The 7,007-nt window shown below is 68.2% G+C and carries 6 protein-coding genes; all 6 read right to left on the bottom strand.

Translation table 11 applies throughout. The annotated features are described in order from the left end of the window. Positions 1 to 162: 162 nt before the first annotated feature. The 6 genes from CKO28_RS12310 to CKO28_RS12285 all read right to left on the bottom strand — a co-directional run bounded on the left by CKO28_RS12310 (position 163) and on the right by CKO28_RS12285 (position 6,992). Positions 163 to 1,131 carry an alpha-E domain-containing protein gene (locus CKO28_RS12310; RefSeq protein WP_200341078.1) on the bottom strand — a complete coding sequence of 323 codons (969 nt, stop codon included), beginning with the start codon at positions 1,129 to 1,131 and terminating at the stop codon, positions 163 to 165. Next, positions 1,124 to 2,647 carry a circularly permuted type 2 ATP-grasp protein gene (locus tag CKO28_RS12305; RefSeq protein ID WP_200341077.1) on the bottom strand — a complete coding sequence of 508 codons (1,524 nt, stop codon included), beginning with the start codon at positions 2,645 to 2,647 and terminating at the stop codon, positions 1,124 to 1,126. The genes CKO28_RS12310 and CKO28_RS12305 overlap by 8 nt, the downstream gene beginning before the upstream one ends. Before the next feature lie 176 nt (positions 2,648 to 2,823). After that, the gene (locus tag CKO28_RS12300; protein WP_200341076.1) at positions 2,824 to 3,354 is read right to left on the bottom strand and encodes an RDD family protein; all 531 of its coding nucleotides are present in this window, start codon (positions 3,352 to 3,354) and stop codon (positions 2,824 to 2,826) included. A gap of 367 nt (positions 3,355 to 3,721) precedes the next feature. After that, complete coding sequence (gene motB / locus CKO28_RS12295) at positions 3,722 to 4,675, bottom strand: flagellar motor protein MotB (protein ID WP_200341075.1); 954 nt, start codon at positions 4,673 to 4,675, stop codon at positions 3,722 to 3,724. Positions 4,676 to 4,733: 58 nt separating this feature from the next. Then, complete coding sequence (motA, locus tag CKO28_RS12290) at positions 4,734 to 5,597, bottom strand: flagellar motor stator protein MotA (protein WP_200341074.1); 864 nt, start codon at positions 5,595 to 5,597, stop codon at positions 4,734 to 4,736. Positions 5,598 to 5,693: 96 nt separating this feature from the next. Next, a complete protein-coding gene (locus CKO28_RS12285; protein WP_200341073.1) occupies positions 5,694 to 6,992 on the bottom strand; it encodes a threonine ammonia-lyase in 1,299 nt (432 codons plus the stop codon). Positions 6,993 to 7,007 lie beyond the last annotated feature (15 nt).

Below are 7,007 nucleotides of genomic sequence, written 5' to 3'. Positions count from 1 at the left end.
TCGCCCACAACCTTTTCCGCAACGCTCCTGGCACAAAGTCTATTCGCCTGCGACGCAAATGTGCCGCCTGGGACGACGACTTCCTGGCCAGCCTCGTGACCGCATAACCGTTCACCCGATTCCCCTGGGCCCATGCGAACCGGCGGGCGGGGCGCGGCGCGGCTATTCGGCCGGGTCGGCGGCGGCGTAGCCGAAGAAGTCGCGGCCCAACGCCTGACTGACCTTGATCAGCTCGCCCTGCAACCCGTCCAGATATTCGTGCAGCCCGGTTTTAAGGACTTCCCGGATTTGGGCGTTGCGCATCTCGCTGCGCAGTTCGTCCAGACGCTCCATGGCGTCGGCGCCGCCAGTGAGCGCGTACTGGCCGCGCAGGGCGTGCAGGGTCTCGTCGACCGTCTCGACACAGCACACGACCGAGCGCGGGAACGACTGGTGGAACAGCAGGAAGCCGGCGACGTCGGCCGGGGTCATGCCGGACGGGTGGACCCGTCGAAAGGCGTGGTAGCCGGACACTGAGCGCAGCAGCGCGTTCCACTGCGACACGTCGAGCGGCGAGCCGACGTCCTGCACGCTCGGCAGCAGCAGATGGTACTTGGTGTCGAGCGCGCGGGTGGTCTGGTCGGCGCGTTCCAGGTTGCGGCCCAGCTGGTAGAAGTACCAGCCCTCGTCGCGGTAGAAGGTCCCCTCGGTGATCCCATAGTGGGTGTGGCAGCCTTCCTTCACGAACGCGCAAAAGCGCGGCAGCCGCGGCTTCTGCACTTCGTCAGCCGACATCGCACGCAGCCGGTTATGGAACATGTTCATCTGCGTCCACATCTCGGTCGAGATCAGGGGACGCAGGGTGCGCGCGTTCTCCCGCGCGATCTTCAGCGCGGAGACGATCGACGAGGGATTGCTGGCGTCCAGCGTGTAGAAGTGGATCACCCCCTCGGCGGTCGGCGCGCCGTAGATCTCCCGGTAGCGCGTGTCGTCGGCGTACAGCTGCAGCACGGACGACCAGTTCTGGCCGCCCCGGCTATCGCGCGAGAAGGTCTCGTTGACGTCGATGATCCGGGCGATGTTCTCCGCCCGCTCGATGTAGCGGGCCAGCCAGAAGATCGCCTCCACGTAGCGTGCCAGCAGGTTACTCAAGGACCCAGGTATCCTTCGATCCGCCGCCTTGGCTGGAGTTGACGATGATCGAGCCGCGCCGCAGCGCCACCCGGCTGAGGCCGCCTGGCAACACCCAGGTGTCCTTGCCGGTGACGGCGAACGGCCGCAGGTCGACGCGGCGGGGTTCGATCCCCTCGTCGACCAGGGTGGGTGAGACCGACAAGTCGATCATCGGCTGCGAGATGTAGTTCGCCGGGTCGGCCAGCAGCTTTTCCCGGCAGTGATCGAGCTCTTCGCGGCTGGCGTGCGGACCCACGGTGATGCCGTAGCCGCCGGCCTCGCCGACCGGCTTGACCACCAGCTTGTCCAGGTTGTCGAGGGTGTACTGCAGGCCCTCCTTTTCCCGGCAGATGTGCGTCTCGACGTTCTGGATCGCCGGATCCTCGCCCAGGTAGTACTGGATGATCCGCGGCATGTAGGCGTAGACCGCCTTGTCGTCGGCGATCCCGGTGCCGACCGCGTTGGCGAGCCCGACATTGCCCTTCCAGTAGGCGCGCATCAGCCCGGGCACGCCCAGCATGCTGTTCGGGTTGAACACCTCCGGGTCCAGGAAGTCGTCGTTGATCCGCCGGTAGATCATGTCGACCCGCTGGGGGCCGCGAATCGTCTTCATGTAGACGCGGTCGTCCTCGACCACGAGGTCGCGGCCCTCGACCAGGGGCACGCCCATCTCGCGGGCCAGGAAGATGTGCTCGAAATAGGCGCTGTTGTAGGTCCCCGGCGACAGCAGCACGACCACCGGATCGTCGGCGCCATCGGGCGCGGTCTCGCCCAGCGCCTCGCGCAGCTTCTGCCCGTAGTCGGACACCGGGCGCACCGGCACGCTCTCCATCAGGTCCGGGAAGGTGCGCAGCATCAGGTGCCGGTTCTCGACCACGTAGGACACGCCGGACGGCGTGCGCGCGTTGTCCTCCAGAACGTAGAACGCGCCGTCGTGACCGCGGATCAGGTCGGTGCCGTTGATCTGGACGTAGGTCCCCTGCGGAACGTCCATCCCCTCCATCTCGGGGCGGTAGTTGGCGTTGCCGACCACCAGGCCGCGCGGCACCACGCCGTCCTTCAGGATCTTGCCGTCGTGGTAGACGTCCCACAGGAACGCGTTGATCGCCGTCACCCGCTGGCGCACTCCGTAATCCAGGGTGCGCCAGTCAGGCGGCGCGATCACCCGGGGAATGACGTCGAATGGGAGGATGCGGTCGATCGAGTCCTTCTCGGTATAGACCGTGAACGTGATGCCGTAGTTGTAGAGCTCCAGCTCGGCGTCCCGGGCGCGGGCGCGCAGGCTGGCCTCGTCCATCTGGTTGATCCGCTCCAGGATCGTCTGGGTCGCCTCGGTGACCTCGCCGCTCAGGCCCAGCAGCTCGCAGTAAGACCCCCCTGGATCGTAGCTCGACAACAGCCCGGGCCGGCTGATCGGGGCGGCCGCCGGCGTTTCGGGCGGGGCCTTGCTCGCCCGGACGGCGCTTTGCGACTGCTGCTGTTTGCCGGCGGTCATGGGGAAGATTCCTCCAGGCGCGGATCATAACGCGGGAAGCCGCGGCGCGGCCGGGCGTGCGGCCGGTACAACGGGCAAAGTCAGGGCAGTATGACAGCAGGCGCGTCCGGTTGACCAGCTAACGCCGGCCGGCTGGCCCGCACGCGGCACGCCGACGCCGCAGACGCGCGGGGCGCTCACCCCCGGTGCCCGGTCGCGGGCGCGTGGGCGGCGCGGACCACCACGGTCGCCGCCAGCATGTCGTGGGCCGTGCGCCGCCGGTCCGAGAACAGCGGCACCAGCATGATCAGGCCCGATGTCAATCCGAAGCTGGCGTAGAACACCACCGCCATCAGGAACCCCTGGGCCAGGCCGCACGGCCGCCCGCGCCAGTCGCGCACCGTAAGGCCGAGGGCGCGCATGCCGGGCGTCCCGCCGAACCAGTGGATCGTCATCGCGGCGTAGATCGAGGGCAGCAGCGCCATCACCGCGGCCTGCACCGGCGCCAGCGCCCCGAAGGTGAGCGCGGTCGCCAGCGTCGCCAGGAAACCGATCGCGAGATAGACGAAGCCGAGGACGAACAGGTCGACGAAGAACGCGAGCGTCCGCCGCCACAGCACGCCGTCGTAAAGTTCCGGCGCGCCCAGCGGATCGGGCGCGTCGCCGTCCCACGCGCGGACGGCCGGCACGGGATTGGGACGGGCGGGCAGGGTGGTGCGGCGGGCCATTGCACCGCAGCATGGCGGCGCATGGCCCGCGGTGCAATGCCGCTTTATCGGGCGCTTTGAACGGCGTCGGGCAGCTGCAACGGCGCCGCCGGTCGAGGTGGCCTGGCGACCGCTCGCAAGGCCGCCGTGTGGCGGGCTTCGACACCTTGGCGTGGCCGCCAGCACCTCAGCATCAAGTTAGGGGACGTGCCAGATACACAAATACCTGAATCCTGCCTAGGGATGGGCGCAGGCGTCGGTGTCGAAGGACCTCAAACGTCTCCACGCAACAGTACGGGGCGGCAGTACGGGGCGGCAATGCTGGGGCAGAGAGGGGCGGCCGCAGGTGATCTTCGTGCAGCGCCGACCCGTCGCGGACCATGGCCGTCTACCCCGCGTCCGGCGTGTCGCGGACGATCGAGGGGCCGGTCTGCAAGCCGTCGCTGCCGGACCTGGCGGCTTCCGCGGCGCGTTCCCGCGCTTCAGCCGCGTGGTCCTGGTTCAACAGCACGATCGAGATCCGCCGGTTGCGGGCGTTTTCGGGTTCCTCGGGCATCAGCGGGTCCTGCGCGGCGCGGCCAACCACCCGGCCGATCCGGTCGGGCTTGAGGCCGGCGCGCAGCAGCACCCGGCGGCTGGCGTTCGCGCGGTCGGCCGACAGTTCCCAGTTGGAGTAGTCGCCGCCGCCAGCGAACGGGGTCGCGTCGGTGTGGCCCTTCACGGCGACCTGATTGGGCAGGTCCTGGATCGCCTGGGCGACCAGCGCCAGCAAGTCGCGGGTATGTTGCTTGGGCTCGGCGCTGCCGAGTTTGAACATCGCGTTCTCGCGCGCGTCGACCAGCTGGATGCGCATTCCTTCCGGCGTGTAGTCGACCAGCACCTGGTCGGCCAGGTCCGACAGCTCCGGGATCGCCGCGACGGCCTGTTTCAGCTTCTCCTCGGCATCCTCGAAGTTCCGCCGTTCGCGTTCCGCGAGCTGCTTGGCGAGGTCCTGGACTTCGCGGTCGTTGTCGGGGCCGGACGGCGACGGCAGGCTCATATTGACGCCCACCGGCGCGCGGTCGCTGATCAGTGCGCCCTCGTCGCTCATCGTCCGCCCGCTGAGGATCATGCCGGCGCCGGAATCGCTCTGGGTCACGGTCGACGGCGTGAAGTAATCGGCGATGCCTTCCTTCTGCTCCTCGGTGGTCGCGCTGATCAGCCAGAGCAGCAGGAAGAACGCCATCATGGCGGTGACGAAGTCGGCGTAGGCGACCTTCCAGGCGCCGCCATGGTGGCCGCCGTGCCCGCCCTTCTTCTTCTTTTTGACAATGATCTGCGGGCGGTTGGAATCCTCGGCCATGAAAGCGCCGGTCCTGTCCGGTTGGGGGAGAAGCGGTTAGAGATTCGCGGGGTGGCGGTCAGGCGACCGGCGGCAGCGCGCCGACGGCGTCCTCGACCTCGTAGAAGCTCGGCCGCTGGTCGCGGTAGAGAACCTTGCGGGCGAACTCGACCGAGACGGTCGGGGCGGCGCCGTTCATGTGCGCCAGCAGCGCCGACTTGATGCAGTGCAGGAACTTGTCCTCGTCCTCGTACATCTGCTTGGCCTTGCTCGCGATCGGGCCGACGAAGCCGTAGGACAGCCAGACGCCTAGGAAGGTGCCGACCAGCGCGCCGCCGATCAGCTTGCCCAGCACCTCCGGCGGCTCGGAGATCGCGCCCATCGTCTTGATCACGCCCAGCACGGCGGCGACGATGCCCAGCGCCGGCAGGCCGTCGGCCACCGTCTGCAGGGCGCCCGCGACCTTCTGGTTCTCGTGGCTGACGGTTTCGATCTCCTCGTCCATCAGCGCTTCCATCTCGTGCGGATCCTCCGAGCCCATGGTGATCAGCCGGAGGTGATCGCACAGGAAAGTCATCATCACTGCGTTCTTGGCGATCGTGGGGAACTGCTGGAACAGTTGGCTGTCTACGGGCGCCTCGATGTGCGTCTCGAGCGCCAGGTTGCCCTTCTGCTTGGCGAGCTTGAGCAGCTGATAAAGCAGGCTCAGCAGGTCGAGGTAGGTCTGCTTGCGCGCGCTCGACCCGCGCATCGCCATGCGCACCGCGCCCAGCGTCCGGCGCAGCACGTTGGTCGGGTTGGCGATGATGTAGCCGCCCAGCGCCGCGCCGCAGATGATCACCACCTCGAACGGCTGCCACAGCACGGCGACCTTGCCGCCCAGGGCGGCATACCCGCCGAGCGTGCAGACGATCACGATGATCGCGCCGATGATCAGAGGCATGTGACGCCGGCTTTCCTGCTCAGGCCCCGGAATTCGGGTCGGCAGTCTGCCGGCGGGTACGTTAAAATGCGGTTTATCGGCGGACTTGTGCCGGGTTTACAGCTGGCTCGGCCCGTCGGCGGACAGGGTCGACAGGGTGCGGGCGTGGAAGCCGCCGGATTGCAGCGCCTCGACGATCTCCCGCACGTGCTCGCTGTTGCGGGTCTCGACCACGCAGTCGATCTCCGCCCGGCGGACCGGCACGTCGTGGAACAGCCGCTGGTGGTAGACCTCGACGATGTTCGCACCGGTCTGCCCGATCAGACCGGACACCTTGGCGAGTATGCCGGGGGCGTCGTTGATGTCGACGCGCAGGCGGACCAGCCGGCCGTCGCGCACCAGCCCGCGCATCAACACGGAGGCGAGCACGCGCGCATCGATGTTGCCGCCGCAGATCACCAAGCCGACCTTGCGCCCGGCCAACTGCGCGCGCAAGCGGCTGGCGGCCGCGAACGGCGTCGCGCCGGCGCCCTCGGCGACCACCTTCTGGTATTCCGACAGCACGGCGACCGCGGTCTCGATCTCATCCTCGGTCAGCAGCACGTGCTCGCTGACGTAGCGTTCGATCACCGGGCGGGTCAGCTTGCCCGGGCTCTTGACCGCGATCCCGTCGGCCAGCGACGAGCCGCCGGACGACGGCTGCTGCCCTCGGATCGCCTGGTACATCGATGGGAACAGGTCGCTCTCGCAGCCGATCATCTGGATATCGGGCTTGAGCGCCTTGGCCGCGATCGCGGTGCCGGCCATCACGCCGCCGCCGCCGATCGGAACGACGATCGTGTCGAGGTCCGGCTGGTCAGCCAGCATCTCCAGCCCGATCGTGCCCTGGCCCGCGATCGTCGAGGGATCGTCGTACGGGTGGACGAAGGTCAGACCCTCCTTGTCCATCAGGTCGCGGGCGACCTGGAAGGACTCGTCGATCGTCTCGCCCGACTGCACGACCCGCGCGCCGAACGAGCGCGTCCGCTCGACCTTGGAGAAGGGCGCATTCTCGGGCATCACGATGGTCGCCGGGATGCCCAGGCGCTGGGCGTGGTAAGCGATGCCCTGGGCATGGTTGCCGGCCGACATCGCGATCACGCCGGTCGCCTTCACGCTCTCCGGCAGGCTGAGCAGCTTGACGTAGCTGCCGCGGTCCTTGAACGAGCCGGTGAACTGCTGGTTTTCCAGCTTCAGATGGATCTCGCAGCCCAGCATGTCGGACAGGCGGGGGGCGTAGATCAGCGGGGTGCGGACGACGTGGCCCTGCAGCTGATCCGCGGCGGTGCGGATATCGGCCAGTGTGACGGGGTCGGGGGCGCGGTCGTCATGGCCGTCGGTGTCGGTCGCCGCGGCGGGGTGGGCGAGGGCGGTCATGGCGGTCGGCCTCCC

The sequence above is a fragment of the Rhodovibrio sodomensis genome, from assembly GCF_016583645.1.
GTDB classification, from domain to species: domain Bacteria; phylum Pseudomonadota; class Alphaproteobacteria; order Kiloniellales; family Rhodovibrionaceae; genus Rhodovibrio; species Rhodovibrio sodomensis.
This window is presented reverse-complemented; position numbering and strand designations above follow the sequence as displayed.